Source organism: Streptomyces pratensis, assembly GCF_037137275.1.
Taxonomy (GTDB): Bacteria; Actinomycetota; Actinomycetes; order Streptomycetales; family Streptomycetaceae; genus Streptomyces; species Streptomyces pratensis_B.
The window spans coordinates 1-25,837 of record NZ_JBBBEN010000071.1; the positions used below are offsets into that span (position 1 = coordinate 1).

Below are 25,837 nucleotides of genomic sequence, written 5' to 3' on the forward strand. Positions count from 1 at the left end.
AGCGCACCGCGAGGCCGCGGTGCCGCCGCGGGCCGACCCGGGCATCACGCAGTGGCAGCAGCCGCTCAACCCGTGTCCAGGATCCGGAGTCAAGGTCCCGGTCAAGGCCCGACGCCCCTGTGCCGAGCGGATCGTGCAAATACTGCGCGGCTTCCCGAAAGACGCCGGGCACCACGGCCAGGAGCACGAGCAGCACGAGGGTGGTGGGCGGCTGCTACACCTCGATGAAGGCGACCACGACCACCCTCTTCAGCGCGGTCACCCAGTACAGAAACCGGACGCCTTCGACGTCGTCGGCGTACTGGCGCAGCCGCGGGCCGGTGGTATCGCCGGGCGGGAGCTCTCCGGCGCCTGGGTCGGCGGGGTGTGCCGATCGGGTGCAGTGGTTGTCGGTCTGTCAGCGCGCAGGAGTGTCCGGAGTGGATCGGTCGACAGTCCTCGCACCGTCAGGGCGGTCTCTTCGGAGGGTGCTGGCGTCAGGACGGCCCGGGGTTACTCGGGGGATGTGTAGATGGAAGCATGCTCCGAGGTCCGAGGGGACCAGGACGAGGCTGCCGCGGTGGCGGTGGGCGAGTTCGCGGGCGAGGGGGAGGCCGAGGCCGGTGCCTCCGTGGCCCCGGGTCCGGGCTTCGTCCAGCCGGACGAAACGTTCGAAGATCCGCTCGGATTCTTCGGCGGGGATGCCCGGGCCGTCGTCGTGGACGGTCAGTTCGACGTGTTCGAGCTGGTTCCGGACGGTGATCCAGACGCGGCTCGTGGCGTGGCGGGCGGCGTTGTCGATGAGATTGCGCAGGAGTCGTTCGTGGTCGCCGGGGCTGCCGTACACGTATGCGGGAGCGGTGGTGTGTGCCGTGATGGTCACCGGTCGGTCCGGTGACTCGTCCTGCTCGATGAGGCGGTGGGCCAGGGCGGCCAGGTCGGTGGAACCGCTGTCCACGGTGGGTGTGTGGGCGTCGAGGCGGGCGAGGAGCAGTAGATCCTCGGCGAGGTTCTGAAGGCGTCGGGTCTGCCGCGCTGCGGTGTCGACCGCGGCGGGCCAGTCAGTGCGTTCGGGGTAGGCGAGCGCTACTTCCAGGCTGGTCAGCAGGGTGGTGAGGGGGCTGCGGAGTTCGTGCGCGGCGTCCGCGACGAAGCGTCTCTGTCGGGTTGCTGCCTCGTCGAGGCGTTGCAGGGTGGTGTTGATGGTGGTGGCCAGGGCGGTGATCTCGTGTCCTGTGGCGGGCACGGTGACCCGCTCTCTCGGGTCGCCGGCGGTGACCGAGGCGGTGGCGGTGCGGATCGCTTCGACCGGCCGCAGGGCGATGCGTACGGTGAAGTAGGTGACGGTGGAGATCAGCAGCAGGCCGGCAAGTGCGGCTCGCAGCAGCAGAAAATCGATGTTGGCGGTGATCGCGTCGGCGGTGTGGGGGAGTACCACCACATAGACACGCAAGGTGGCGTCCGGGGATACGCCTAGGGCGTCTCCCTGCTCTCGGGTCAGTTCGCCGGCCCAGATGTCGGTGGTGAGTACAGGGTAGGTTTCGCCGCCCAGGTCGAAGCCGCCGGCCGAGGTGGCGTCGGGGCGCTCCGGGACGCGCAGTTCGTAGCTCGCGTAGCCGAAGCCCCCATCGTCATCATCGATGGGTCTGGAGGAGGCGGGTGGCGCGGGAAGCACATGGTGGCTGCCGGGAGGGAAGGCGTCCATCCCTCCTCCGGACGCGACGGGGGTGCTGCGGCCGGTGGCGACGACCTCGTACGGCACGGCGCTCTTCGGGCTGGGGGCCACTCCTTGCCGTAGTTGGTCGGCGAGCGCGAGGAGCGGGGCTTGGGCCTGGTCCTCGGCGATCTGGGCGCTTTGACGGTAGACGTCGTGGTGCAGCCACCAGCCGATGGCGACCAGGAGAGCTGCGACGGTCGAGGCAACGGTCACAGCGGTACGGGAGCGTACGGACCGGGGCCACCAGCGCCGTCGCGACTCAGCCGTGTTCACGGTCGTCAACCAGCCGGTAGCCGATGCCTCGCACGGTCTGCAGGGACTGCCGGTGGAACGGGGCGTCCACCTTCTTGCGCAGAACGCTGACGCGCGCCTCCACCAGATTCGGGTCCAGGGCGTCATCGGGCCACGCGTGGTAGAGCAGGTCCGCCTTTGAAACGGCCTGCCCCGCCCGCCGGGCCAGCAGTTCCAGTACGGCGAACTCCCGCGCGGTGAGGTCCACCCGGGCTCCGGCCCGGCGGCAGACCCGGGCGGCGACGTCCAGCGAGAGGTCCCCGACGGCGAGGACGGGTGGGGCGACGACCGCGGCACGTCGGACCAGGGCCCGGAGCCGTGCGACGAGCACCAGGTAGGAGAAGGGCTTGGCCAGGTAGTCGTCGGCGCCCGTGTCCAGTGCCTCCGTCTGGTCCCATTCCCCGTTCTTGGCGGTGAGCACCAGGATCGGAGTCGCGTTGCGTTCGCGGCGCAGCTGGGCGCAGACCTTGTAGCCGTTGAGGCCGGGCAGCATCAAGTCCAGGACGACAGCGGCGTATGCGCCTGTCCTGGCCATCCACAGCCCCTGCCGCCCGTCGTGGGCGAGGTCGACGCTGTACCCCTCGGCCGTCAGGCCGGTATGCAGGGTGCGGGCGAGGTCCACCTCGTCTTCGACCACCAGGATGCGCATGTTTCGTAGCCTCGCACAGGGCCCGGAGCCGTTCCTGATCGGCCGGTCAGGTTGGGTCAGCAGTCGGTCAAGTGGGCCGGGCACGCTGGCGGTGTCCACGCCTCCTGAAAGGCCCTTCCGACGATGTCGCTCGCTGTACATGCGCCCGCCCTCGCCCCCGCCGCCGGGTTTCCGGGGCGGCCGCCCGCTGCCCGGCTGTCCTGCGTCTCGGTGAGGGCCGTGGCCGTCGTCGCCCCCGCGTCACTGTCCCTTGCTCTTGGGCTGTGGGGCATCCGCAGGCAGAACACGATGTGGGGGGACGAGGCCGTTACCTACGGGCTCGCGCAACGCGAGTTGTACCAGTTGTGGGAGACGGTGCAGCAGGTCGACCTCGTCCACGCTCTGTACTACGCAGTGATGCATGTCGTCTTCGACGTATTCGGCACCGGGCTGTTCTCCCTGCGGTTCCCGTCCGTACTGGCCATGGCAGCTGCGGCGGGTGGAGTGGGTCTTCTCGGATTGCGTCTGGCGGGACCTCGTGCCGGAGTTTCGGCCGGGCTCGTGTTCGCTCTCCTCCCCCAGGTGCAGAAGTACGCGCAGGAGGGCCGGTCCTACGCCATGGTCTGCGCACTGGTCACCTGGGCGACCTGTGCCCTGGTGATCTGCTCGTCACGGCGCGGCCGTTGGCGGTGGTCCGTGTATGGCTTCGCCATGCTCCTAGCCTGCCTGCTCCACGAGTTCGCGGTTCTGGCCCTTGCCGCACACAGTGTCACGCTGATCGTCTCGCACCCTTCGAAGGCAGTGCTGAAGGCGTGGAGCGCCACCGCTGCCGGCGTAGTGGCAGCACTGTTGCCGCTGGCGATCGTCAGCGCGGGGCAGTCGGAGCAGGTGTCCTGGATCGGCGAACCGGTGCGCCCCTACCCCTGGCTGGTTGCGGTGGTTGTCGGGCTCGTGTGCATACGAGCACCCCTGCGGAGCCAAGGGACTATCCAGCTGACCGCACTTGCTGCGCCGCTTCTCGTGCTTCCGGGAGTTCTGCTGCTGATCGTCTCCCTGGCCAAGCCGATCTTCGTGGACCGCTATGTCCTCTTCAGCGACATTGGGCTCGCCCTCCTGCTGGGTGCCTTCCTGGAGTACGTCCACAGGCGGCCGCGATACTCCTGGACCGTGTACGTCGCGGTGCCCGCGGCTCTGGTCGCGCTCGCACCGTTGAGCAGTTCGCTGAGGACGCCCCAGAGCCGGAGTAACGACGCCACAGCCATCGGGGCTGCCGTCCGCACGGAAGGCCGCCCCGGCGACGGGCTGCTCTACCTTTCTGGTCAGCAACGGACGCTGACCGCCGCCGAACCCGACAGCACCCGCCTCCTGGTCGATATCGCCCTGGCGCGGGACCCCGTGGCATCGAACACCCTCGCGGGTGTCGAGCGCCCCGCCCCAGAGATTGCCGCACGTATGAAACAGTTCGACCGGATCGTCGTGGTGAGGGCAGTAGGAATGCACACGCCCGGGAATCCGCGAGAACAAGCGAAAAGGGACACTCTGCGATGCCACTTCCGTGCGCACACGACGAATGAGGTCAACGGCGCGAGAGTGACGCTCTATACTCGAATACATCCGAAATATGGCCCTCCCCATCGCTTCGTACCGGACACCAGATGGACAGCACAGAAGTGCTGCGGTCAGTGAACCTCTTTCATCCTGAATAGTTGCAGGTCAGCAGCGTATGGATGGCCTGGACGATCGTGCTGATGCGGCGGGTGGAGCATCTTGCTCGCCGGAGTAGTCGCCAGGACTTCAACTGGGCGAAGGCGCGTTCGCCCGGAGCTCGCAGTCGGGCGTGATCGCGGTTGAACTGCTGGTTGTGCTCGGGCTGTTCGCGGTGGTGGTAGTAGGGGGTGCGGAAGGTGGCGCCGGCGCCCTGGTAGGCGCGGTTGGCGAGGACGAGGATCTGCCGGGTGAGGCAGGCTTGGACGATGCCGTGGGCACGGGCCGCGGTCAGGTCGTGGGTGCGGCCGGGTGTTGCGCGGGAGAACCACAGTGGGGTGCCGTCAGGACGGGCAATGACCTGCACGTTCATGCCGTGCTTGCGGTGTTTCATCGAGTAGTACGGCTCATCCGCGCGGATCCGGTCGATCGGGATCAGGGTGCCGTCAACGATGACGTAGTCGCCTCACCGAGGCCGGTGAGGGCTTCATGAAGGCCGGGCGCCCAGGAGGTCAGAACGCCCAAGGCCTCGTCCACGTACCGCCAGGCGGTGGCCTGCGATATCCCGAAACCGGCTCCGAGCTGCGCGAACGTCTCGTTCTTCCGCAGATGGACCAGCGCGAGCAGTGCCTGCTTGAAGCAGCCGAGCTTGCGCCAGCGGGTGTTACGGGTCCGGCGGTGCTCGTACAGCAGCCAGGCGACATGCTCGACGAGCTCATGCGGGACGTCGAGCGTGGCAGGATACGGAACCCCACCGCGACCAGGGAGCGCTCCGCGTCGAGGTCGTTGGCGTAGGCCTCGCGTCGTTCGGGCGTCCAGTGGTTGGCGCCGCTGTGCCAGGCCTCGGCGAGCGGGACCATGTGGTCGATGTCGAGCTTCTTCGCGTCAGTGACCTCGGCCTCGTCGTAGTACGACAGCCAGCTGCCGCCGCTGAGCGTGCACCGGGCGCCCTGCTCCGGGGCGGTGAGCGCTTCGGCGATGAGGACTTCCTGGCGGGTCGGGCAGCCGTCGTCGTCCTCGTCGCCCCAGTGCTTGAAGGAGTCGCGCTCGTACCCGGTGCGCTTCTCCTCGGCGACGGGAATGTTCTTGATGGCGTCCGCGAGGGACAAGCCGCCCCCGTCCGGAGCCCCGCCGGGAGCCCCGGGCGGGGTGGTAGTGCCGGTGGCGGAGGGCTTGGGGTCGTCGGCCTCCACCGGTTCGGCGGGCCCCAGGCCCGCCAGGAGACCGCGGCGGTATAGTTACGGCGACGTGACGACGAGGCTGGTGCCCGGAGGGGTTTGCATGGCGGAGTTGGTCACCCAGGACACCATCGATGTGTGCGTGGACTTCTACGGGTTCGCATTGCAGGACGAGGATGACCTGGCGGTCCCCGTCCCCTTTCCCGAAGAACGGAACATGGAGGACGAGGCGCCGCTGCTGACCGTGTTCGAGCGGCGCCTGGATTTCGGCAGCGCCGGCCACACTCACACGGCCGTGTTGGTCTGGCAGGTGTGGACGGGGGAGCCGCCCGCCGATGACAGCGAGCCCTGGGAAGCGCGGGACGAGGCGGAGGTTTACGCCTCGACCGGAGTGCTGTCGGTGGAGGCCGCGGTGGGGGACGCCCGCCTCGACCTGGGCGTCGCGGACCGACTGTGGAAAGTGCGGGTCTCGTGCGCGGGGCGGGCGGAGGTCGCCCGGCGGGCTCCCGTCGAGGTTCCCGAGGGCGTGGAGCGCTACCTGGCGCAGTTCTGGCCCGCCGCCGCGTAAATCCGATCCGTCCCGCCTCTCCCCCGGCGGACATCCGGGGGAGAGGCGATGCTCAGGAGACGGCCACGAGGTAGCCGTCGACCTCTTCCTGGCCGTTGAACCCGTCCAGGATCCGGTTGCGGTCCATGAACGCCTTCAGAATGTTGCCGGCGGCTCCGTTGTCGGCCTTGGGCAAGGGCCGTGCGGAGTAGTTGTCCTTCGGCTTGCTGCTGTCCTTGGCATGCTGCGCGGCACCTTCGTAGGTGCTGGCGAACGGATACTCGTCACACTCACGGTTCACCCCGGGCACGCTGGTGGCATAGTCGGGGCCCCAGTACTTCACACAGGTGGCAATGGCGGCACGCCGGTTGGCGTTGTAGCGGCTGGTGTCATGGTGCAGCCGGTGCAGCGGCTTGTTCAGGTCGAAGCCGGGGACCGACTTCTTGGTGTTGACCGGCTTGGTGACGCCCGGGTTGGAACGGGCGTCCTTCAGGTGCACGGCGACGGCTTCCTCCAACGCGCCGGCCTTGGAGCTGTAGGGGAGCTCGACCATAAGAGGCAGCGCCGCACCCCCGATCTTCTTCTTGTCCCCGCCGCCGGTCTTGTTGAACAGGTACGCTGCCGCATCCCACCGGCCGACCAGCAGGCCGACGCTCGTGCGGTCGGTGTTCGGCGAGGTGTAGGGCGCGGGGAAGGAGAGCTGCACGAACGGCTCGTAGGCCATCTGCACCACATCATCCTTGCCAGTGCCCTGCCCCGCCTGCACCAGCACGGTGTGCGTGTAGTCGGGCTTGGCCTTCAGCGCATCGAAACTGAGTGTCGGCGGCACCTGCCCGCCGTACTTCTTCTGCGCCGTCTTGGGCCACGTGGTCACATCACCGTCGGTGTTGACCTTCAGACCGCTGGTCTTCGTGCTACCGCTCTTGTGGAAATCCGTGAACAAGTACTGCACTTGCACCGTGCGGTCCGCCTTCTTCGGAACCGTCTCGATCACCCACAGCGTGAACGTGCTCTGCCCGACAGGACGACCGCGCTGTGCCCAGGTCTGGACGAACTGCGTTCCGGTGCACATGGCGTACCGGGATTTGACGGCGAACAGCTGGCCTCCTTGGAGGCCCTTTTTGCACTCGTCCCTTGTCATGGTCCGTGACGGTTCGGGGTAAGTTGCCGCAGCCGGAGACAGGCCGCCGGTATCGGTCACCTTTCCTGACGGGTTCGGCGCCTTGCGCAGGTGAAGGCTGGCCGGGGTGACTGCCTCGGCCGGTGCCTGCCCGGGTGCCCCGGCGGCTACGGGCAGCACGGCTTTCCAGTTCTCCCCCTGGCGCTGCAGCGTATTGAGGGACGGGGCGGTGGCCCCTGCCGGGAGCGTGTAGTTGTGTATCTCCGTCCTGTCCGGGCTGGAGCCGGCTGACGCGCTTCCGGGCATCCCCAACGGCAGTACTGCTACGGCAGCCAGGGCTGCCCACACCTGTGGCCTGTGGCGGGCATGGCGATAGTGGATCCGAGACAAGAGGCCTCCTCGATTCGCGTGCCGACGCCCGGCACGAACGTCTCTGCCTATCGCAGATCCGTGCCTAGGTGGTCAAAACGGCCGCAAGTATTCGTACATTTGGCCGAATTTGGTAGGCGGCGAGCGAGGAGCGGGTGTGGACCACCGGGCGGGGTCGTGAGGTAGTGCCCGAGGTGAACACGATGACCGCGTCGCGGTCCCCGTCGACCGGGGCCGGAAGCGCTACGGCCCGGACATCGGCGTCCAGGGCGGGGGTGCAGCCGGGCAGCCGCGGCCCGACCGTGGTGACCGGCCCCAGCTCGGCGAGGTCCGGCAGTCGCCGGNNNNCCCATCCGGCGACTGCCTGGGCGGTGGCGTCGGCGAGGAGATTCGGGGCGGGCCAGAGCGCGGTGGGCGCGCAGCACGTCCGGCCCGGCACCGGGGTCGAGCACCGCAGCCCGTGCGCCGAGCCGGTGCACGGCGAGCATCACCGCGAGGGCCCGCGGCCCCGGGCGGACGGTGACACCGACCGCGCCGGCAGGCGCGACGCCCCGCGAGAGGAGGGCGGCGGTGTAGCGGTCGGCGAGATCGGCCAGCTCCCCGCAGGTGGCTTTGGCGCGGACGGCCCCGGTGCGGGTGGTCCCGAGATGGCGGACCGGCCGGGGCGGCGGCGCAGGGTGTGGGCGGGGGCGTCGAGCATCAGCGCGGGTCCTCCCCGTGACGGCCGGGTCCCGTGTCGAGGTACCGGGCGGGCGGTACCGGCCAGGCCGTAGACGCGCAGTCGGCGGGTGGAGTTCTTCACCGCCATGTCGCGGGCGTGGACGATGGCGGTGGTGCGGCGGCGCGCCCGGCCGTTTCCCACCCTCCAGCCTGGAGACGAGTCCCTGGACCGTGACCGTCGCGTGAAGCTCCGCGCGACGTTCATGACGGCGGGCGCGGCCGCCCCCACCCGCGCCAGGGCCGTGCGGGAGGACCCAGAGGCGGCCCCCGCGTCGGCCCCGGCGTCGAAGGACGGAGCCCCGAGCGCGGCGTCACCCCGCAGGACACCCCCCGCGACGCGCGGCCCCGGCCGGCCCGCCGCCGCTACGTACGAGGTCTTCGGCGGCCGATACACCCTGTCGCAGATCAGCCGGATGAGCGAGTGCGCGGTCACCTACACCACCCTGCGAAACCGGCTCACCGCCCCGGACAACCCCGACCGGCAAGGGACCCCGCAGGAAGTCGAAGCAGCCGCCACCCTCCCGCCCGCACGCGGGCGGCGACGCACCACCGAACGCGGCCAGTGACGGCTGGGGTGCGACGCCTCGGGGGAACGCCGCACCCCAGCCGCCCCGGAACCGTGATCACCGTGCGACGGCGGCGTATTCGTGGTCGAGGATGGAGTGGGTGACCGAGTCGCTCCACTGACCGCCGCGTTGGACGTGCTCACGGATATAGCCCTCCTCGGTGAACCCGGCGCGTTCCATGGTGCGGGCGGAGGCTATGTTGAGCGGGGAGCGGGCGCCCCAGACCCGGTGCAGGCCGAGGTCCTCGAAGCCGCAGGCCAGCAGCAGCCGTACCGTCTCGGTGCCGAAGCCGTTGCCCCAGGTGCCGGGGTTGAGCGCGAAGCCGAAGGTCGCGCCCCGGGGCTGATGGGAGTCCAGAGCGAGACGTCCGAAGCCGATCAGCCGCCCGTCATCGGTGCCGGTGACGGCCAGGGCGTACTCCTGGCGCGGGTCCGCGGCCGCCGATGCGATCGACCGGGCGACGATCGCCTCGACGTCCTCGCGGGTCCGCGGATCGAAGCTCATGTGCTCGGTCGCGCGGGCGTCGCCGTAGATCGCGAACACACCCTCCGCGTCATCGGGGCGGAGCTCGCGCAGGTGGAGACGCCGGCTGTGACGGCTGATCGGATACATGGCTGGACTCTACGGTCAGCGCCGCAGGGCGACGGGCGGGAGAGCGGCCGGAGAATACTGAGTGATCTCCTCGCGGAGCTCCCGGGCGAGCAGCGAGGACCGGACCGGGCTGCGCGAGGGCGCGGTGAACTCGCTGGGCGGAGACGACGACCCCGCGACTGCGCTGCGCGGGCGGCAGGTCCAGGACCGGCCGCAGGGCACCGACGGCCCCGTCGAGCTCCTCGTCATGGAGACGGACCCCGCCAGATTGCAGCGGGCCCCGGCCTCGTCACCGAACGCCCAATACGGGGCATCACGATCGCTGAACGCGGCAACCGCCTGCTCGGCGGCCGCGCCCGTCGCCGTGCCCGCGGCGCCCTGGCCGAGGAGGACTTCCGTCTCCACCCGGTAGTAGAGCTCCTTCTCCGCCGGGAAGGTCAGCAGCCCGCCGAGCTCGTCCAGGTCATCCGGCTCGACGGTCTCGCGAGCGTCTACGCGGCCACCGCGGCCGCCGCGTCCTTGAAGACGAGTGGACACCCTGTGAAGGTGAGCGTCGACCAGGCCGCGGACCTGACGGAGGAGGCCGCGCACGGGCTCGGCATCCGCAAGATTGCCTCCGCCCTCATGGACTGGGCCCCGTAAGACTTCGGCCCGGAACGGCGGAGACATTGCGGTGTGCCAGCCCCTGGCGTCAATCTGCAACCTGCCAGGCCGTCCTTTCCGGTGACCTCCGCCCCGGTTTCCGTTCCGGGCGGTGCGGTCGTGGCCACACTCGCGGACGTGACCGACCCCAGCCCTCCCGGCCTCGCCCCCGGCGATCTTCCCGCCACAGCCCGGCCCAGCCCGGCGGCCCCCGGCATCGGGCGGCTCCAGCTCTCGATATCGCGGTGGCTTCTCGCCCCGCGCACCATGTGGCAGGCGCGCCGCCTGGCCGCAGCCGACCTGGGGATGGACGCGCAGACCGCGTGGGTGGTGGCCCGCCTCACCCGCCACCCCGACGAATACGCCTACGCCCTGGCTCACCCCGACACCTACGCCCGCGCTCTCGCCCACCTGGACGACAGGCGTATCTGAGGGCACGTCGTCGATGGCTCCCGGTCAGGTGCGGCGAATCCAGCCAATGCCCGCAGGCGTAGGGCGGGGTGCGATCACCGGCTGCGATGATCAGAAGCCACCAAGCCGTCGGCGAGGGCCACGCGGCCTCGCACGCCGGGCAACACCCCCCGACCTCGACGCATATCTGATGCGGAGTACGCATATGCCCAGTACGGAGGGCACTCTGTGGCTCACCGTCGCCGCGCTCATGCATCTCACCGGTGAGCGGCAAGCCGACCTCGCGGCCGGGCTCGGATTGAACCAGACCCAGATCAGCCGCAAGCAGGCCGGCACCACCGCCTGGTCGCTGGCCGACGTCGACAAGCTCTCCGCCCACTACGGCATCCCCGTCGGAGACCTCCTGGTCGGCGTCGACCGCGCCGTTCACTGTCTTCCCGCCGGCCGCCGCGCCCCCGCCCCGGGCGCCGCCCAGATCACCACCCACCCGTGACTGTCGCCGTACACCAGGACCGGCCCCGCCCGATAGGCCACACTGGGACTACGGGAGGTGAAAAGACATGAGCGTTGCCCACAGCCACGTCGGCCCCTGGACGCTTACCGACGTCCTGGCCCTGCCCGAAGACCCCGCTCAGCGCGTCGAGCTGGTCGGCGGGCAGCTCATGATGAGCCCCGTCCCCGGCCTGCCGCACCAGCGCGCCTCGCACCGCCTGGACAACCTCCTGGAACAGGCCGCCGTGGCGGCGGCCGCCGACATCGAGGTGTTCGAGGCGATCAACATCATCGTCCCGGACGGCCTTCTCATCCCGGACCTGGTCCTCGTCGACGCGGCCGCAGCCGAGCAGGCGACCGCGGCGGTGCCCGGCCACGACGTGCTCCTGGTCGTGGAGATCGCTTCTCCCTCAACCCGGGTCACCGACCGGAAGCTGAAGCCGTCGCTGTACGCAGCCGCCGGGATCCGGCACTACTGGCGCATCGAGCTCGACCCCGCCCCGCGCGTCCTCGCGGGCGACTTCCACGCCGGGACGTACGACGAGACCGAACACCTCGCCGGAGCCACCGCCCGGATCGAGGCGCCCTTCCCCGTCTCCTTCGACCCGGCAGTCCTCGCCCGCCGGTAGAACCCCGGCGACGGACGCCCGCGCGGCCGACCGCAGGATCTACCGGGATGGCGGTGCCTCGTAGTAGACCGAGTCGGGGCGGCAGCCCTGGACCCATCGCTTCAGAAGGCGCAGTTCCGTGGCATGGTCACGCAGATGTGATCCGCGCTTGATGCAGAGGGTCGCCACATCGGTGTGCGCGCGCTCGCTCCACCGGTTCTCACGCGCGGCCTCACTGACCCCGTAGTGACTGATGTCGTAACTCGACATGCGGGCGGCGCGACCGAAGACGACGGCTGGCTCCAGATCGGTGAAGAAGACCCAGCTCCGAGGAAGCCCGGCGCCCGGGTGCCCCGCGATGTCCACCGCGTAGCCGCGCCGCACGATGTGCTCGTCGGTGTAGCGCGTGCGGGGAAGCCGGTCGACGGTGTGGATGTGGTCGTAGTGCGACTGCCCCGAGCAGTCGTTGCACGGAGTGCCAGAATCGGCGGGAAGCACGTTGTGAACCCCCTAACTCGTTGTCGCGTCCCCTCCTCAACGACATCCGGCACACGCGGGTACGCCCACGGGAAAGCCCCGGCGGTCACGTGAACTGCCGGAGCCACTGCGGACCGGTCGTACTCCATCCCAGGACCAAGCCTGTAAGGCACCAGCCCTACTCCACACACTCCATTTCGGTGCGGTCTACGAGCGAGCGTATGCGCCACCGGATTTCAGTGCAGACGTTCGAGAGCGAACGCAGACGGGTGTCCTTGCAGAGAGTCCGCACGTACTCTGCTGGGCATGACCACCATGCCGAACTCGCGTACCGCCCGGCAGGACCGGGACCCCGGATGGGGCGTCACCGCCTCCTGAACAAATGACGCCGCGCCCCTTCTCCGGGGGCGCGGCGTCGGCATGAGCGGGGCTACCGGCGGGTGTCCTTGACGATGGTGTTGGTGCGGCACCCGGCCTGGAAGCCAGGTGTCAGTTGTACCGGGGGTCGGCGTACTTGATCGCGCCCTGGACGGTGGAACAGGGCCACGGGCCGCCGTCGCATCCCTGGCAGGTCGGGGACGTCCGGTTGCTGGGGGCGTGCTGAGCCAGTTGGCGTCCCGCGAGCTCGCGGGCCCCGCGCTCGTCACGGGAGATCTCCGGGTAGGCGGAACCAGCAATGTTCACCGCCCGGTCATACGCGGTCAGTTGCTGGTGAAGGTCCTCGCTCATGGCGGCGAGCCTATCGGGCATCACCGAGGACAACTGCCCCCGCGACGGATCCGGCCAACCAGTCGCTTTGCGTCATCATCCGGCAACTGCCAGGCACAACGGTTCAGGTTGCGGATACATAAGGGGGTCGGAACGGGACCGAGGGTGATCCAGGGGCGGGGCGGGATGCTGACCATCAACGTAGGAGTGCTGCTTGCCGTCATCGTCCTGCTGCGGCTACGCCGACGCACGGAGTCCCGGAGCAGGAACGACGAGAAGCTGACCGTGATCATCGTGCTCGCGCTCGGCGTCGTCATCGCCCCGACCCCGCTGGGGGAGGGCATCGGCGACTTCCTGGGCCAGCTCGCCTCCGGTGTCACCGACTCCTCCCGCTGAAACCGGAGCGCGCCCGATGGCCAACCGCCGACCGCCGCCCCGCCGCAGGCCCGCGGCCCGCCGCCCCGCACGCCGCAGCACCCCGTTGCGGCGCCGCCGCTCGCGCCGGCAGCAGCACCGCGACAACCAGCTGCTCCTGCTCGGCTTCGGTGCCGTCGCGGGCCTCGCCCTGGTCTGGGCGGTCATCTCCTGGCTGCTGGTGAACTGGTGGGCCCTGGTCGTACTCGGGGCACTCGCCGCCGTCGGCGGGACGGTGTGGGTCCACCGGTACCGCCAGCAGCAGGCCTGGGACCGGGTCCGGCAGCAGGCGCTGCGCTACGGGCTGCCCGAGTTGGACGGCCTGCACCACCGGGACTTCGAGTACGCGATCCGCGACCTGATGCTCCGCGACGGGTGCACCGACGCCCGGCAGATCGGCGGGGCCGGGGACAACGGCGCCGACGTCCTGGCCACCGACCCGCTGGGCCGCTCCTGGGTCATCCAGGTAAAGCACCGCCGCGACGGAGACCGCGGCTCCCCGGTCGGCACCCCCGACCTCCAGCGCGTCAACGGCACCGCCCGCCAGCTCTATGGAGCCGACGTCGTCCTGGTCGTCACCAACGGCCGCTTCTCCACCCGCTGCGCACCCCTCGCGGCGCAGCTGCGCATGCACCTCGCCGACCGGCGCACCCTGGCGACCTGGGCCAGCGGCGGGCGCCCCTTGTGGGAGCTCCTGCCGAAGATTCCTCCGCCCCGCAAAGGCCGGTAGAGCGCACACCGTCGCGGGCCTGCGCCGAGCGGTTCGCTGGTCGTACGCTCGGGCCATGACCACCACACCGAACCCGCGCACCGCCTGGCAGGACCAAGACCTCGGATGGGGTGTCACCCCCTCCTGAAACGACCGCCGCCGCGCCCCGGAGGACAGCTCCGGGGCGCGGCGGCGTCACTGCTGGGCGTTGTCGACGTGGCGTCCGAGGAAGAGGGCCGTGTACTCGATTTCCTGCTCGGTGGTGGTGGAGTAGTCGATGCGGCCGGTGCGGTGGCCGGGCTCCCGGTACAGGCAGCGGGCCAGGCCCCGGCACACGAGATGACGGCGCCGGTTGGGGGTCCTGGTGCCGGCCGGGACGACGATCGCGGTGCCGCCGCCGGGCCGAGACTCCAGCGCCCCGTTGATGATGCTGTCGTTCTCCGTGGTCACCACGGTGATGGAGTAGCCCAGGCGCTCCTCGAACACGGCGACCAGGGCCCCGAGCGGGTCCGTGGGGAACGTTGTTCCGCGCGCTGGCCGGCGGCGATGGCCGGTTGTGGTGGCGGTCTTGGCGTGGGGCTGGGTGCTGTAGCGGATGGAGAGCAGGGTGCCGACCAGGGCGACGGCTTCCTTCCGGGTGGCCCGGTGGCGCCGCCGAAGCAGCCCGCCCCGCCCAACGAGGACGCGGCAGGTAGGAGGGGGGCCAGGTACACACTTTGACAGGCATCGTAATTTGACCGTGGTCAAAGCTTGGGGCAGTGCGTCGGTCACAGGTCGTCAGGTCGTGAGCCCCGCACCGGGCTTTTTCTGACGGGGGCTCAGAGCAAGTCGGTCGGGCCGTCGCCGGGCCGCGCCCTATTCGGCGATGATCTTGTGGAAGAAGAGGGCATTGCCGGGACGAGGATGCCGAGCATCAGGATGATGGCGCTGCGCAGGCCCAGCAGCGACTTTTCGCCATGGCGGGATTGCGGCGAGTGGGGGTCTGGGGATGCCCTTCAGCAGCCGACGATCTGTCAGCGCACAGAATCGCAGTCGACCTGGCCCTCATCCGTCTTCGCGTCACGCAGATCTGTTTGCCCCCGCTCCGCGCTGCCCAGGTTCGCGTCGCTCAACGGGCCGGGGGAAGCCCGTCCCGGGGCGGTCCCACGCTACCTCGCGGCGGTGATGTCCGCCGGATGCTGCTCGTGGGTGGCCGGTGTGCCGGTGCGTTCGGTTTCGTCCTGGACGAGCAGGGAGAGCAGGGAGGCTACGGGCAGGCCGGCTTCGGCGGGGTGGCGCAGGACTTTGTCCGGGCCGATGCGGTAGGTGTTCGTGCGTCCTTGACGGGTGTGTGAGAGGTATCCGCCCTGTTCCAGGTCGGAGATGATCCGCGACACGGCGCGCTCGGTGAGCCGGCAGTGGGCGGCGATCTCGCGGATGCGGATGTTCGGGTTGTCGGCGATGGCTGCCAGCACGCGGGCGTGGCTGGTGATGAACGTCCATCCGGAGTGGGACTCAGGTACAGCGGCCATGCCCACCATTTTAGGGGACGCGGGTTGCCGGAAGCATGTTGCATGACATATTTTTCCGGTAACCGATGACCTGTTCCCGTGTTCCCGTACGGGAGAAGCACGGAAGGAGCCCGAGGTGTTCTGGAACGAGGCCGCCGTGTCGACGCGCACGAGCAGCGCCAGCGGGGCCCAGGCCCCGGAGTTGATCACCATGGACGCTTCGTACGGTTCCGAGGTGCGGCAGTACGAGTACCGCGGCGTCTGGGTGATCGACGCGTCCGGCGAGTACGACCTGGGCTCGATCGCGCCGCTCCGAGAGGCGTTGCTCACCGCGGCCAGGCAGTACCCGAAGGTCGTCCTCGAGACCTCTGCCGTCACCTTCGCCGACTCGGCGTTTCTGAACCTGCTGATCCTCACCCACCAGACGGGATCGCTGCGCATCGTCGCACCCTCACAACAGGTACGGCGCCTCTTCGGGATCTCCGGCGTCGACAGCGTCCTTAAGATCCACCAGACGATCGAGGAAGCCGCCGCCTCGTAACCCAGTCCGGCTGGCCGGGTGTTCAGGGCGCCCGTGGAGGTGATGGCGGGGGTGAACCCCGGGGCGGTGTCCTGCCGGAGGACTGTCCGGCGGAACCCTGTGGGGCGCACCGGGGCTCTTCTCCCCGTCTACCCGCGACCGTTAGGTCTAGACCTTTCCTCGTCGGTGGTGATCTCCCGGGTCTCGGGCGGTGGTTCCGGAGGCCGCGCGGTGGCGCCCGTCGGCCCCGCGTCTTCACCACCGCAGCCCGCTCTCCTCTCCACCACCCGACACCGCGCCGCCCGCCGAAGCAGCCCGCCCCCGCCGCGCCCGCCCACCGCTCCGCTCCCGCATCACGACACGGTCCTGGACGAGCGCCGCCCACCTCTTCGTCAACAGCCACACCGACATGCTCAACCTCGTGGAGGACTTGGTCGAGCCCTCAGGCGTTCCCGCCGTGACCGGTCCGGGGCACCGCACCTGAACGCGGCCTGGAGCCGAGCGGACGTCATCTCCACGCGGGCGGGTAGGAGAAGTGGCGGAAGACGACGAACAACCCTGGCCCCCCCCCTGATGAAGGAATGAGAGGCACCGGCGTGGCCGATTCTGAGATGAGGGCGGTGGGCTGGGCGCAGTCCTTCCCTATGTCCCAAGGGGCGCGGGCCGGGCGCCGCTGGGCGCTGGGACATCTCGACTCGCTGGAATGGGCGCAGAACGCACCCGACTTGGTGGATTCGGTGCTTCTGACCGTGACCGAGTTCATTACGAACGCGCACAAGCACGCTCATAGTGACGCCCAGCTCGTCCTGACCTGGGACAGCACCTGCCTCCACGTCAGCGTTCACGACGCCAGCCCGAAACCGCCGGCCCCGGCCGACCGGGGCCTTGACGCGACAGGCGGCCGGGGCCTCACGATCGTCGAGGCACTGTCCGACAGCTGGGAACACCATCCGCAACGAGACGGAAAGACTGTGACCGCCTGCTTCGTTCCGCCCGGATACCCCGCACCGGACCACGCTCTCAGCCCCGACGGCACCACCTGACCAAACGAGCCCTGCGGCGGCCCGGGGGTCAGATCCCCTGAGCCGCCGCAGGAGAGAGGAATCCGAGGCGGTTGCCTCAACCGCGCGCGGAGATGGATGTGCAAGCCTCAGTTGGAAATGCCAACTTGGCGGTGGAAGTGATTGCCGGGCGTGGCCGGTGCCGCTGTTCCTGGAGGTGATCACGCACCCGCCGCACGAGACCGTCGGCGCGGTGATCCCGGGCCGTCTCCAGGCCGCCGCCGCGATGCCGGTCCCCGGCTCCGCAGCCAGAGCGGCCGTAGTGCCGCACCAGGCCCCCGGCCCGGACCGGGCGACACCGGTGGAGGGGCGCGCCCATGCCTGGGAAACGGCCCGGAACGCAGGACTGGAAGGACTGATCGCGAAGCGGCTCACGTCCCAGTACGAACCGGGAGTGCGGTCGGAGTCTTGGATCAAGATCCGTTTCGTGCGTACCGCCGACGTCGTGGTCGGTGGGTGGGTGCCCGGGCGCGGTCGGCTGACCGGACTGCCCGGTGCCGTCCTGGTCGGTGAGCAGCTCGGCGGGCAACTGCACTACGCGGGCAGCGTCGGTACCGGCTGGAGCCGGGCCGAACGCACCTGCCTCGCCGGCCTTCTCCACGCCACGGCCATCGACACCTGCCCGTTCGCCGAGATCCCCCTGGGTTGCCGGGGCCCGATGGGTGCTCCCCCATCTGGTCGGCCAGGTCGGCTACGCGGCCCGCACCCGCACCGGACGTCTGCGCCACCCCTCCTGGCACCGGCTGCGCCCCGACCTCGCCCCCGGCGACCGCACCTGACCCCGCCGGCGGTTCCCCGCACGGGCCGGATGCCCGGTCCGTCAGGCCCGATGCGTCGCGTCCGGCCAGCGCTACGCCGCCTCGCCCACGGGCTGATCATCCACGTGCTTCAGCTGCATCCGGCCGGAGACGACGTTGCTGGGTTCCAGCGTCTGCCAGAAGGGATGAGTGCTCACCTGGGCGCTGAGCTCCAACAGGAGCTTCCGGTAGGCGGCGACCTGCCGGTGCTGTTCCTCGGTGTAGCCGGGGCTGTCCGGCTTGGCTGGCCGGTAGTCGGAATGGAGCTGCTTGTCCGCCTGCCAGCCGGGCATCGGCTCGGCCGACCAGGGCAGCGTCCGTACGTACTGGTCGTACTCGGACTGGGCCTGGTGCAGAGCGGTCTGGGCGTCGCGCAGATCCTGGGGGAAGTCGTACCTCGTCACACCAAAATGCTACGCATGTTCGAATACCGGAATCGAGCGGCACACGGCAGGACAACCTCACATCTTTCGCTCATTCATCCGGGTGGCGCACACCCCGGCCGCGAACTGGAACCGGCGGCCGCGTCGTCGCACCGGGCATGGATTCCGTCATCGACGCCCGCCACGTCAGCGAGCCCGGGCTCGTCGTACTCGACATCACCGCCGCCGACGAGGAGACCGCCCTCGCCCTGATGGACGAGCTGCAACAGCTCTGGGCCACCTCCGGCATCACCGCGATCCGGCGCGATCCCGCCCAGCCCGGCGTCCGCGCCCGGGTGCACGCGGACATCCGGCGCACCAACCCAGGTGGCGAAGCCGGCCTCCCCCCGGCCAGGGAGGGGCAGACCGCGATGCCCGACCAGTGACCGGGCGAAAGAGCTCCTCCGAAGGACGTCCGGCATGCCGCCACCCGCCAGGCGGCCCGGACGGTGCAGCGTGGATACGAAGCCCGTCTGGGAAGCTTTCGCGCGTCGCCCGGGCGAGCTAACCACGCCTGCCGGTCCGCGTCATCGCGCCGGGCTAGCTGACGCGGGCCCGCAGCACGGACCATGCGCCGGACCGTATCGCCCCGCCATCCCGTCGGGTGCCGACGGGACGCGGGCCTTCTCCCTACTGCGGTACGGGTGTCGCGCCGGAGACGGCGACTCCCGCCCGGCGGAAGTCCTCCAGGGTCGACGCCGTCGTCTCAGGGGCTACACCGACTGAGTAGTCCACAGGACACGGGCGCGGAATCCGGCCTTGACCGCGTCCAGCGCGGTCGCCCGCACGCAGTGGTCGGTGGCGATGCCGACCACATCGACGTCCTCCACCCCGCGGGCACGCAGCCAGTCCGCCAGGGGCGTGCCCTGGTCGTCGGCGCCTTCGAAGCCGCTCTTGGAAGCGCTGTGGGCTCCCTTGAAGAAGACGGCATCGACCTTGCCGCCGGCGGCCGTGGGGGCGAAGTGGGGGTGGAACTCGCCTCCTTCGCCTCCCGCCACGCAGTGGACCGGGAAGCTGTCCTTGTAGTCGGGGTTCTCCGAGAAGTGACTTCCTGGATCGATGTGGTGGTCCCGGGTCGCGACGACGTACTGGTAGTCGGTGCCCGCGGTCTGATCCACCAGCGCTGCGACCCGGGTGGCGATCCGTGCGCCGCCCGTGACGGGGACGCTGCCTCCCTCGCAGAAGTCGTTCTGCACGTCCACGACGATCAATCCTCGGCTCATCACACACACCCTTCAGCACAACGGATCAGAACGGGAAAAGCCGGTCCCGGGGCAGGCGCCCGGGACCGGGTGAGCCAACTACGGGGCGGGGGTGTAGCGGACGATGGTGTCCTCGCACGGGCCCTCCGCGTAGACCTTCAGCGCTTCCAGCTCGCGGTCGTCCGCGGTGAGCTGCCAGCGGAGCTTGGTCGACACCCACTCTGAGATGTACCGGCACTGGGCGTCCGGGGACGGCGGCATCCAGTCGGCCGGATCCTGGTCGGACTTCTGTCGGTTGCTGCGGGCCGTCACCGCGACGAGCGAGACGTGCGCCCCCTGGTCGTTCGCGTAGGCCTCCCGCCGCGCCGCGGTCCAGGCGGAGGCACCGGAATCCCAGCTTTCGGCGAGCGGGACCATGTGGTCGATGTCCAGGGCCCCGGCGCTGGTGACCTCCTGGCCGTCGTAATAGCTGATCCAGGTCCCCCCCCCCGGTCAGCTTGCAGCCGGCCTCCACCGTCGGCGCCACGACCGCCTCGACGGCCCTCGACAGGGCGGCACTCCGCTACGGCCCCGGCATCGCTGGGTCCGCTTCGACGTTCCCGCAGGCTGGGTGAACCGCGACGGGCCGCGGCACCCACGCGCCCCGTAGGCGCGACGTTCAGATGGCTGCAGGTATGCCGGGTGAGCGCCACGCGGGCCGGGGCTGTTACGGCGTTCGGGCCGTCCACGGCGAACTGGTGGGCGTTGATTGCGCCGGGGCTCTCGTTGGGTCGGCTGCCGCGCGAGTTTCGGCCTGGGTCGGGTCGGCGTGGCTGAGTCGGTGCGGGTGGTGCGCCGGTGGCGTGCCGTGGCGCGTCCTTCGCGCGGGCTGTGACGTGCGTCACCGACAGGTGGCGACAGTGCAGGTGGGGGCAACCGTACGTAACCGGACGGGCACATTCCATGGAGAACGTGTGTCTCAGAGGTAACTCTGAGGGGGTTCGAGTTCGGTGAGTAAGGGTGAGGACACGCTGTGTTCCACCTCTTGGTCGCGATGGTGCGGCCTCCGGGGGTCCCAACTGCGTAATGAAGGAGGCTTCGTGAAGCTCCACCAGACCCGGTCCGTGCCCGCCCGCGCTCGCGCGCTCCGGATGCTCACTGTGTGCTTCGAAGCCGTCGTAGGACGTACGGCCCTGCAGGCCGGTACGACTGCGGCTTTCCGCCGGCACCTCGCATCACGGCCGCAGGCCCAGGAGCCGCGCGGGGCAGCCGGTGACTGACACCTTCGGCCGGGGATTCGAACTGGCCAGTCCGGAACCGGAACCCGAGTCCCAGCCGCAGCCCCAGCGGATCAAGTTCCCCGCGGACTTCGAGGCGTTCTTCCGGGAGCACAAGGACACCTTCTTCCGGATAGCCGTGAACCGGCTGCACGACCCCCGGGACGCGGACGAGGCGCTGAGCGACGCCGCGCTGGTGATGTACAGGAAGTGGGAGCGGATCCTCGCTCATCCGAACCCGATCGCTCTCGCGCACCGGATTCTGGACAACAAGATCACCGACTTCTACCGCCGTACCGCACGTACCGCCGGGCGCGAGCAGTCCCTGACCGAACGGCCCGACAGCTCCTACCTGATGGACCTGCGTTCCAGCGACCGGCTGGACCGGGCGCTGGAAAAGCTGCGACGGCTCGCCCCCGCACAGGCGCAGTGCTGGGAGATGAACAAGCTGAGCGGTCTGACCTACGCGGAGATCGGGACCCGTCTGGGCATGACCGAAGGAGCGGCGAAAACGAACGGGGCGAAAGGCCACAGACGAATGAAGGACCTGCTGTCGGAACTTCCTGACGAGGAGAAAGGGGACTCCTGATGCTGGAAGACCTTCTCGCGGAGCGAATCCGCGACGTGCGAGACGAAGCGATCCGCCATGACACCGACGACTTCATGGACCGGCTCGCCGCCCGGATCGCCGAGGACGCCCGCCCACCACGGGTCCGGTACGGGGGCAGCAGCCCCGAATCCGGTCCAGCTACGGACACCGTGCCGACCGAAGACTCCGAGTCCGTCACACAGGTCCCGCCGCCGGCGGCAACACCTGATTCGATGTACTCCCGGCCCCGCGGCGCCACCCGGCCCCTGCCCCGCCGCGCCGTGCGGCGCCGGCCCGTCCCCATCATCCCGGCCCACCCGGCCGTCTCCGCGCTCGCTGTCGTCGCGTACGTACGGCAGCTGTGCGACACCGTCCTGAGATCCAACGACGTCGACACCCTCGCCGAGTTCGCCGCCCACTACGACCAGGCCGGCGCGCGCACCTTCGCCTGCCTCCTGTACACCCTCGACAAGCACGAAGGCGCCCTGTACTGGTGGCGCTTCGCCGCAGGCGCCGGAGACGCTCTCGCCGCCCACCTGCTCGCCGCCCACCACGCCGCGGTCGGCGACGGGTCCGACGCGAGGATCTGGCGCACCTACTCACAGATCCTCGGATTCACCGACCGGCACCTGCCCCAGCCCATCCGCCACCGCACCGACATCGCCGAAGGCTTCGGACGCGAACTCCCGCAGAACCAAGCGCTGCGGGAGTTCATGAGGTGCCCGTCCCTGCCGCAGGAACTAGCAGCCCGCTGACACACGAAGGGAGCCCTCAACCCCGACAACGGTTACCAGGCCACTGGTCGGAAGGGCTCCCCACACGGCACTCCAGCAACGCCCGACAGACGAGACAGGAACACCTACGTTGAAGAGTAAGCGCAACAGCCAGAAACTGCGCCAGAACAGGCAGTTTGCTCGACTCCGCCATCGGCTCGCACGGCGGCGCCGCCTCATGACCGCCCACCTCCTGCGCGGTGCCTGCTACGGCATCGGCACCGGCTCGGTCGGACTCGTCTTCTGGTGGGTCGAGAGCAACCTGTAAAGGCGAGCGCTCGGCGGACACGCGGGTCGGCGACTGTCCAGACTGGCGCGGACAGCTGCTGGCCCGCCAGTGCCCGTCCCGCAGTGTCGGCCGAAGGAGTGACATGGACGGTTGGTTCTGTGGAGCCGGGTCTCGCTCTCGGTCCCTACTGCTCCATGACCCCTCGCTTATTTATGCGCCTTTTTCCCCACTTGATCTGTTCACGCGCTCAAGGGTGAAGAGCTGCGGCACACCCGGTCGGTTTTCGGCCCCGATTTGTTGACGTCGGAACAGTTGTCACGAGGAAAGAGTGAGCACGCTTGACGCCGTTCCGGGAGAAATCGGACTGTTAAGTCGGCTTGTTCTGCCACGTTTACGTGTTTCTGATCGAGAAATTGTTCGTGTCGCGTGAAGGACCCGTGGCAGCGTGTGGGATTCCGGTGGCCGAAGAGGTCACTGTGTCTACGTGTCCCGTGGGGGAAATCGCATGGCTTTACGTGCTTCCGGCACGCCGTTTCGGCGCGCCCGTATCACCGCCAGAATGTCTCTGAGCGCGGCCGTTACCGTGCTCGCACTCGGCATCGGCTCGCTGCCCGCGCTTGCCTCACCCGCTCCCGATCCGGGGCCCACTTCTGTGTGGGGCAAGAAGGCCGAGCCGCTGGCAGTGCCGCCGGTCAAGGTCGGTGCCAACAGGCCCCCGACCAACGAAGGGGAATCCTCGCCGTCGGCGGCGGAGGCTGCCTGGCAGTCCGCCCAGAAAGAGCGGGCCAGGGCCGGTGGCAGCACCTCGTCGTCCCAGGCGCGCTCGTCGGCCGGTGTGCGGAACTGGGTGCCGCGCGGGCAGGGGGCAGTGCCCTGGCACCAGATCTCCGACGTCCGGGTCACAGACTCGCTGGTAGCGAGGATCAACCTGTCGAATGGCAACCTGATGCTCGCCGCGACCGATTTCGATGTCGCCGGCGTCGGGCAAAAACTGCGGCTGGCCCGCACCTACAACTCGCTGGACGCCCCCTGGGGCAAGGTGTCGCAGCGGTGGTGGCAGGAGTACGAACGCTATCTCGACCTCTACGCAAGCGAAGTGGTGCTCTTCGGCGCCACCGGGGATGCGGCGTCCTTCACGAAGAACGCCGACGGCACCTTCACCACGCCGAAGGGGTACTCCAAGGACCTCAAGAAGAACACGGACGGCACCTACACGCTGACCGACCGCAAGTCCGGCTCCAAGGACACCTACGACCAGTACGGCACGCTGTCAAAGGTCACCGACCGCAACAGGGGTGCCATCACCGTCTCCCAGCACGACGGGGGCACGGAGCACAAGGGCTTCAAGATCACCGAAACCCGCTCCGGACGGTGGATCGACCTGGTCAAGACCTACCCGAACCAGTGGCAGGCCAAGGACCACACCGGCCGCACCGCCGTCTTCGACCTCAACCCCGCCGGCGACCTGGCGAGGACGACGGACACCGAGGGCAAGTCCACGCTCTTCGGCTACGACTCCTCGAACCGTCTGACGAAGATCACCACTCCCAAGGGGCGGGTGACGGTCTTCACCTACGACGACCAGAACCGCGTCACCTCCATGCTCCGGGCCACCGAGCTGAACGGCTCCGGCCACACCGGCCCCACCTGGACCTACACCTACTCCGCCACCACGCCGGACGCAGCCGGTACGACGACGGCCACCGACCCGGAGAACCACTCCACCACGTACGAGCACGACGCGGACGGTCAGGTCGAGAAGGTCACCGACGCGCTGGAGCGGTCGCGCTCCAAGAAGTACGACGCGAACCACAACGTGGAAGAGGCCGCCGACGCCATGGGCGTGGGCGGAGGCGCCGGAAACGTCACCACCTACGGGTGGGACTCCCGCAACAACCCCACGGGCTCCACCCTCCCCACCGGGGCCACCGCCAGCGTGACGGGCTACCAAACGATCGCGGGCGCCGACCTGCCCGGGACTCTGACGACGGCGGACGACGAGAAGACCGACTACACCTACGACACCGCGGGCAACACCAAGTCCGTCGCTGTCCAGGGCACGGGCGGCGGCAACCAGTCCTTCGACTACAACCCCGCCGCTCCCACTTGTGGTGGTTTCGAGGGCCAGGTCTGCAAGGCCACCACGAAGATGACGGCCTCGAAGTCGGTCTCCACGACCTTCACCTACGACGCCCAGGGCAACCTGAAGACGGTCAAGGCCCCGGCCCCGCTCGGCACCACCACCTACACCTACGACGAGCTGGGCCGGGTCTCCTCCGCCAAGGACGCCCGCGGCATCACCATCCTCTACACCTACGACCACCGCGACCGCGTGAAGAAGGTCGACTCCTCCAACTACCTGGCCGTCACCTACGAGTACGACGGTGACGGCAACCTCACCCAGCGCTCCGACAGCACCGGAGTGATCACCTACGAGTTCGACCCGCTCTCCCGGGAGACGGTCCGCACCCTGCAGAACGGCTCCCAGACGGTGCTGGCCTACACCCCGGCAGGCAACGTCGACACCTACAAAGACCCGGCGGGCCTGACCGACTACAGCTGGAACGAAGTCAACAAGCTCCAGGAACTGAAGGACCCCAACAACAAGATCACGAAGTACGAGTACAACAGGAACGACGTCCGCACCAAGACCACCTACCCCGGCAGCACTGTCCAGGAAGTCACCCCGGACAGGTCCGGCCGCCCGGAGAAGATCAAGGCCACCAGCCCGAAGGGCACCCTCGTCGACCTCGCCTACACCTACGCCAAGGAAGACGGCAAGGACGGCGGCAAGATCCGCACCAACACCGACGCGGTCTCGGGCACGAAGACGACCTACAGCTACGACAACGCGGGCCGGTTCGCCTACGCGGCGGAGAACAAGGGCAGCACGCTGAACGCCTCCTGGCAGTACTGCTACGACCTCGCCGGGAACCTCACCTCGCAGGGCGTGGAGAAGGGCTGCCCGCGCGGCACCACCTACACGGTCAACGACGCCCAGCAGATCACCGCGAAGGACGGCTCCAGCACGAGCTGGTCCTACGACAAGATCGGCAACGAGACCGCCGGCGCCTCCACCCCCGAGTCCACCCGCACCGGCGTCAAATGGACCGACTACTCCCAGATGACGTCGATCACCACCGGCGGCAAGACCTACGCCGGGCAGTACGGTTCCACCGACCAGTCCGAGCGGATCAAGCTCGGCGACACCTTCTTCCACAACGGGCCCCTCGGCCTGTCCGCCACCTCAACGGCCGGAGTGGACACGGGATTCAACCGCGAGCCCGGGGGCACGCTGAACTCCATGACCCGCGGGGGCAAGAACCACTACTACCTGACCGACGCACTCGGCAGCGTCGTCGCCCTGACAGACGAGACCGGCACCAAGGTCAACACGTACGGCTACAGCCCCCGCGGCGTCGAGCGCCCCACCACCACCGAGACGGTCCCCCAGCCCTACCGCTTCGCCGGCGGCTACCAGGACCCCACCGGCCTCTACCACTACGCGGCCCGCTACTACGACCCCAACATCGGCCGCTTCACCACCCCCGACCCCTCCGGCCAGGAACAGAACCCCTACCTCTACGCCGAAGGCGACCCCGTCAACCGCATCGACCCCACCGGACT

Annotated in this window: 26 protein-coding genes and 5 pseudogenes; 15 read left to right on the plus strand and 16 right to left on the minus strand. The window is 69.2% G+C overall.

The window, feature by feature from the left end:
- From V9U70_RS07400 to V9U70_RS07410, 3 genes are all read right to left on the minus strand, one after another.
- A partial coding sequence (locus tag V9U70_RS07400) for a hypothetical protein (protein WP_336673672.1) occupies positions 1-196 on the minus strand: 196 nt, incomplete at its 3' end.
- Positions 197-397: 201 nt separating this feature from the next.
- Positions 398-1,969 carry a sensor histidine kinase gene (locus V9U70_RS07405; protein WP_336673673.1) on the minus strand — a complete coding sequence of 524 codons (1,572 nt, stop codon included), beginning with the start codon at positions 1,967-1,969 and terminating at the stop codon, positions 398-400.
- On the minus strand, positions 1,956-2,636 hold the full coding sequence (locus V9U70_RS07410; RefSeq protein ID WP_336673674.1) for a response regulator transcription factor: 681 nt from the start codon (positions 2,634-2,636) through the stop codon (positions 1,956-1,958). Before V9U70_RS07410 ends, V9U70_RS07405 begins: the two co-directional genes overlap by 14 nt.
- 219 nt (positions 2,637-2,855) lie before the next feature.
- On the opposite strand from V9U70_RS07410, the gene V9U70_RS07415 reads away from it, so the two are divergent.
- Entirely contained in the window at positions 2,856-4,301 is a 1,446-nt protein-coding gene (locus tag V9U70_RS07415) for a glycosyltransferase family 39 protein (protein WP_336673675.1), read from the plus strand.
- A gap of 7 nt (positions 4,302-4,308) precedes the next feature.
- Here the strand turns inward: V9U70_RS07415 and V9U70_RS07420 are convergent.
- Both V9U70_RS07420 and V9U70_RS07425 read right to left on the minus strand, forming a co-directional pair.
- A pseudogene (locus V9U70_RS07420) lies at positions 4,309-5,012 on the minus strand (transposase family protein).
- Between the two features lie 98 nt (positions 5,013-5,110).
- Positions 5,111-5,512, minus strand: a pseudogene (locus tag V9U70_RS07425) (HNH endonuclease); the annotation flags it as partial.
- Positions 5,513-5,600: 88 nt separating this feature from the next.
- On the opposite strand from V9U70_RS07425, the gene V9U70_RS07430 reads away from it, so the two are divergent.
- Positions 5,601-6,065 (plus strand): hypothetical protein, encoded by a 465-nt coding sequence (locus V9U70_RS07430; protein ID WP_336673676.1) that lies wholly within the window; start codon positions 5,601-5,603, stop codon positions 6,063-6,065.
- 52 nt (positions 6,066-6,117) lie between these two features.
- Here the strand turns inward: V9U70_RS07430 and V9U70_RS07435 are convergent, their stop codons facing one another.
- Positions 6,118-7,344, minus strand: coding sequence for a NucA/NucB deoxyribonuclease domain-containing protein (locus V9U70_RS07435; RefSeq protein WP_336673677.1), 1,227 nt, complete (start codon positions 7,342-7,344; stop codon positions 6,118-6,120).
- Positions 7,345-7,601: 257 nt separating this feature from the next.
- The gene (locus tag V9U70_RS30690; protein WP_473828691.1) at positions 7,602-8,402 is read right to left on the minus strand and encodes an AMP-binding protein; all 801 of its coding nucleotides are present in this window, start codon (positions 8,400-8,402) and stop codon (positions 7,602-7,604) included.
- Between V9U70_RS30690 and V9U70_RS07445 the strand changes: the two genes are divergently transcribed.
- Entirely contained in the window at positions 8,322-8,819 is a 498-nt protein-coding gene (locus V9U70_RS07445; protein WP_336673678.1) for a hypothetical protein, read from the plus strand. The two genes, V9U70_RS30690 and V9U70_RS07445, sit on opposite strands and share 81 nt — an antisense overlap.
- Before the next feature lie 57 nt (positions 8,820-8,876).
- Here the strand turns inward: V9U70_RS07445 and V9U70_RS07450 are convergent, their stop codons facing one another.
- The gene (locus V9U70_RS07450; protein ID WP_336673679.1) at positions 8,877-9,431 is read right to left on the minus strand and encodes a GNAT family N-acetyltransferase; all 555 of its coding nucleotides are present in this window, start codon (positions 9,429-9,431) and stop codon (positions 8,877-8,879) included.
- 15 nt (positions 9,432-9,446) lie between these two features.
- On the minus strand, positions 9,447-9,947 hold the full coding sequence (locus tag V9U70_RS07455) for a hypothetical protein (protein ID WP_336673680.1): 501 nt from the start codon (positions 9,945-9,947) through the stop codon (positions 9,447-9,449).
- A gap of 243 nt (positions 9,948-10,190) precedes the next feature.
- Between V9U70_RS07455 and V9U70_RS07460 the strand changes: the two genes are divergently transcribed.
- From V9U70_RS07460 to V9U70_RS07470, 3 genes are all read left to right on the plus strand, one after another.
- Positions 10,191-10,484 carry a hypothetical protein gene (locus V9U70_RS07460; protein ID WP_336673681.1) on the plus strand — a complete coding sequence of 98 codons (294 nt, stop codon included), beginning with the start codon at positions 10,191-10,193 and terminating at the stop codon, positions 10,482-10,484.
- A 184-nt stretch (positions 10,485-10,668) separates the two neighbouring features.
- Positions 10,669-10,956 (plus strand): helix-turn-helix domain-containing protein, encoded by a 288-nt coding sequence (locus tag V9U70_RS07465; RefSeq protein WP_336673682.1) that lies wholly within the window; start codon positions 10,669-10,671, stop codon positions 10,954-10,956.
- A gap of 67 nt (positions 10,957-11,023) precedes the next feature.
- Positions 11,024-11,584: a Uma2 family endonuclease gene (locus tag V9U70_RS07470; protein ID WP_336673683.1), complete on the plus strand. Its 561-nt coding sequence runs from the start codon at positions 11,024-11,026 to the stop codon at positions 11,582-11,584.
- 39 nt (positions 11,585-11,623) lie between these two features.
- Here V9U70_RS07470 and V9U70_RS07475 read toward each other — a convergent pair whose 3' ends face one another.
- Entirely contained in the window at positions 11,624-12,061 is a 438-nt protein-coding gene (locus tag V9U70_RS07475; protein WP_336673684.1) for a hypothetical protein, read from the minus strand.
- Between the two features lie 468 nt (positions 12,062-12,529).
- Positions 12,530-12,769 carry a hypothetical protein gene (locus V9U70_RS07480; protein WP_336673685.1) on the minus strand — a complete coding sequence of 80 codons (240 nt, stop codon included), beginning with the start codon at positions 12,767-12,769 and terminating at the stop codon, positions 12,530-12,532.
- A 165-nt stretch (positions 12,770-12,934) separates the two neighbouring features.
- Between V9U70_RS07480 and V9U70_RS07485 the strand changes: the two genes are divergently transcribed.
- Both V9U70_RS07485 and V9U70_RS07490 read left to right on the plus strand, forming a co-directional pair.
- Entirely contained in the window at positions 12,935-13,144 is a 210-nt protein-coding gene (locus V9U70_RS07485; RefSeq protein WP_030595027.1) for a hypothetical protein, read from the plus strand.
- A gap of 16 nt (positions 13,145-13,160) precedes the next feature.
- Complete coding sequence (locus V9U70_RS07490; RefSeq protein WP_336673686.1) at positions 13,161-13,892, plus strand: restriction endonuclease; 732 nt, start codon at positions 13,161-13,163, stop codon at positions 13,890-13,892.
- Positions 13,893-14,066: 174 nt separating this feature from the next.
- On the opposite strand, the gene V9U70_RS07495 is transcribed toward V9U70_RS07490, so the two are convergent.
- Both V9U70_RS07495 and V9U70_RS07500 read right to left on the minus strand, forming a co-directional pair.
- Entirely contained in the window at positions 14,067-14,357 is a 291-nt protein-coding gene (locus tag V9U70_RS07495) for a hypothetical protein (RefSeq protein WP_336673687.1), read from the minus strand.
- A 662-nt stretch (positions 14,358-15,019) separates the two neighbouring features.
- Positions 15,020-15,382, minus strand: a complete 363-nt coding sequence (locus V9U70_RS07500; RefSeq protein ID WP_336673688.1) for a helix-turn-helix transcriptional regulator — start codon at positions 15,380-15,382, stop codon at positions 15,020-15,022.
- 115 nt (positions 15,383-15,497) lie between these two features.
- Between V9U70_RS07500 and V9U70_RS07505 the strand changes: the two genes are divergently transcribed.
- The 3 genes and pseudogenes from V9U70_RS07505 to V9U70_RS07515 form a co-directional block, all read left to right on the plus strand.
- Positions 15,498-15,902: an STAS domain-containing protein gene (locus tag V9U70_RS07505; RefSeq protein WP_336673689.1), complete on the plus strand. Its 405-nt coding sequence runs from the start codon at positions 15,498-15,500 to the stop codon at positions 15,900-15,902.
- A gap of 575 nt (positions 15,903-16,477) precedes the next feature.
- Entirely contained in the window at positions 16,478-16,924 is a 447-nt protein-coding gene (locus V9U70_RS07510; RefSeq protein WP_336673690.1) for an ATP-binding protein, read from the plus strand.
- 352 nt (positions 16,925-17,276) lie between these two features.
- Positions 17,277-17,721 (plus strand): annotated as a pseudogene (locus V9U70_RS07515) (ATP dependent DNA ligase); the annotation flags it as partial.
- A 71-nt stretch (positions 17,722-17,792) separates the two neighbouring features.
- Here the strand turns inward: V9U70_RS07515 and V9U70_RS07520 are convergent.
- Positions 17,793-18,143 carry a hypothetical protein gene (locus V9U70_RS07520; protein WP_336673691.1) on the minus strand — a complete coding sequence of 117 codons (351 nt, stop codon included), beginning with the start codon at positions 18,141-18,143 and terminating at the stop codon, positions 17,793-17,795.
- A 137-nt stretch (positions 18,144-18,280) separates the two neighbouring features.
- On the opposite strand from V9U70_RS07520, the gene V9U70_RS07525 reads away from it, so the two are divergent.
- Entirely contained in the window at positions 18,281-18,547 is a 267-nt protein-coding gene (locus V9U70_RS07525; RefSeq protein WP_336673692.1) for a DUF6207 family protein, read from the plus strand.
- Positions 18,548-18,791: 244 nt separating this feature from the next.
- Here the strand turns inward: V9U70_RS07525 and V9U70_RS07530 are convergent.
- Both V9U70_RS07530 and V9U70_RS07535 read right to left on the minus strand, forming a co-directional pair.
- A pseudogene (locus V9U70_RS07530) lies at positions 18,792-19,384 on the minus strand (isochorismatase family protein).
- Between the two features lie 78 nt (positions 19,385-19,462).
- Positions 19,463-19,898 (minus strand): annotated as a pseudogene (locus tag V9U70_RS07535) (HNH endonuclease family protein); the annotation flags it as partial.
- Between the two features lie 716 nt (positions 19,899-20,614).
- On the opposite strand from V9U70_RS07535, the gene V9U70_RS07540 reads away from it, so the two are divergent.
- The 3 genes from V9U70_RS07540 to V9U70_RS07550 all read left to right on the plus strand — a co-directional run.
- Entirely contained in the window at positions 20,615-21,208 is a 594-nt protein-coding gene (locus V9U70_RS07540; RefSeq protein WP_336673693.1) for an RNA polymerase sigma factor, read from the plus strand.
- Positions 21,208-21,963 carry a hypothetical protein gene (locus V9U70_RS07545; protein ID WP_336673694.1) on the plus strand — a complete coding sequence of 252 codons (756 nt, stop codon included), beginning with the start codon at positions 21,208-21,210 and terminating at the stop codon, positions 21,961-21,963. The genes V9U70_RS07540 and V9U70_RS07545 overlap by 1 nt, the downstream gene beginning before the upstream one ends.
- A gap of 806 nt (positions 21,964-22,769) precedes the next feature.
- Positions 22,770-25,837, plus strand: a 3,068-nt coding sequence (locus tag V9U70_RS07550) for an RHS repeat-associated core domain-containing protein (protein WP_336673695.1), incomplete at its 3' end; no start/stop codon positions are given.